Genomic DNA, 1,560 nt, shown 5'->3' with positions numbered 1-1,560 from the left:
CTGCACCTCGGCCAGCATCGCGCCGGCGTCGGTCGGGCGGGCGCCCGGGTCCCGGCGGGTGGCCCGGCCGACCAGGTCGTCGAGCGCCCTGGGCAGCCCCGGCACCAGCATCGAGGGTGCCGGCACGTCCCGGTCGACGTGCTGCCAGGCGACGTCGACCGGCCGGTCCCCGTCGTAGGGCACGCGGCCGGTGAGCATCTCGAACAGCACGATGCCCGCCGAGTAGACGTCCGTCCGCGGGTCGGCGTGGCCGTCGGTGACCAGCTCCGGAGCGACGTACGCCACGGTGGCCATCAACTGGTTGTTGTCGTCCTCGGCGCTCGCCTCGACCGCCCGGGCCAGACCGAAGTCGGCGACCTTGACCACGCTGTCGATCAGGTTGGACACGCCCCCGGTCGGCGCCTCGGCGACCAGCACGTTCTCCGGCTTGACGTCACGGTGGACCAGCCCGGCCCGGTGCGCGGCGGCGATCGCGGCGAGCATCTGCTCGGCGATCGCCAGGGCCTCGTCCGGGTTGAGCCGGCGTCGCTCGGCCAGCACGTCGCGCAGGGTGCGACCCCGGACGTACTCCATGACCAGGTACGGCATGCCGCCGTGGGTGCCCTGGTCGTAGACGGCGACCACGTTGGGGTGGGTCAGCCGGGCGATGGTCTTCGCCTCGTCGGTGAACCGCGTCACGAAGCCGGCCATCCCGGCGCGCGTGTCCGGCGCCTGGGTCGGGTGAATGATCTTGACCGCCACGGTGCGCTCGAGGCGCTCGTCGGTGGCGGTGTACACGGTCGCCATGCCACCACGAGCCACGCGACCGCGGATGCGGTAGCGCCCGTCGATCAGTGAGCCCAGCAACGTGTCGGCGACCTGTGTGTCCATCGGCAGGCAGTCTATGTGTCCAGGGGGTGAAGGGAGAACAGGATGCTACAGCCGGCCCGCGACAGCGGCGGTACCGGCGCGCTCGTACCGCTGCGTACCTGCTCGGGCGGGTGCCGGGGGGACGACCCGTCGGGCCCGACCCGCCGGGCGAGCGGCGGGGTGCCGGTGGCCCGGGCCGGGCGGGACGTGGCAGGGTGATCGGGTGACCGACTCCGTACCCGCCGACCAGGGCGCACCCGACCCCGACCTCGCCGGACCCGCCGACCCGGCGGCCTGGCTGACCCTGCCGGACGTCGCCGAGCGCCTCGACGTGTCGATCAGCAAGGTCCACCAGATGATCCGGGACCACGAGCTGCTGGCCGTCCGCCGCGCCAACGTGCGGCGGATCCCGGCGGACCTGGTGGCGAACCAGACCGTGCTCAAGCACCTGCCCGGCGTGCTCAACCTGCTGGCCGACGCCGGCTACGACGACGAGGCCGCGTTGCGCTGGCTGTACGAGCAGGACGACACCCTGCCCGGCGGCACCCCGGCCACCGCGCTCGGTGGCGACCAGGCCCGCGAGGTCAAGCGTCGCGCCCAGGCCCTCGGCTTCTGACCTCCGACAGAGACGGATACGTCAATCACTGGCCCGGCGTCGCCCGACGAGCACCGATCGACCTCGCCTGACTGTGAGCATGGCGGGGTCGGCTC

General features: G+C 73.2%; 2 protein-coding genes. One reads left to right on the top strand and one right to left on the bottom strand.

Annotated elements, in window-relative coordinates:
• Positions 1 to 870, bottom strand: an 870-nt coding sequence (locus tag AB0I76_RS29630; protein ID WP_357042360.1) for a protein kinase, incomplete at its 3' end; no start/stop codon positions are given.
• A gap of 202 nt (positions 871 to 1,072) precedes the next feature.
• Between AB0I76_RS29630 and AB0I76_RS29625 the strand changes: the two genes are divergently transcribed.
• Positions 1,073 to 1,465, top strand: coding sequence for an Rv2175c family DNA-binding protein (locus AB0I76_RS29625; protein ID WP_357042356.1), 393 nt, complete (start codon positions 1,073 to 1,075; stop codon positions 1,463 to 1,465).
• The last annotated feature ends 95 nt before the right edge of the window (positions 1,466 to 1,560 follow it).

This window comes from Micromonospora sp. NPDC049799 (assembly GCF_040656655.1).
Taxonomy (GTDB): domain Bacteria; phylum Actinomycetota; class Actinomycetes; order Mycobacteriales; family Micromonosporaceae; genus Micromonospora.
This window is presented reverse-complemented; position numbering and strand designations above follow the sequence as displayed.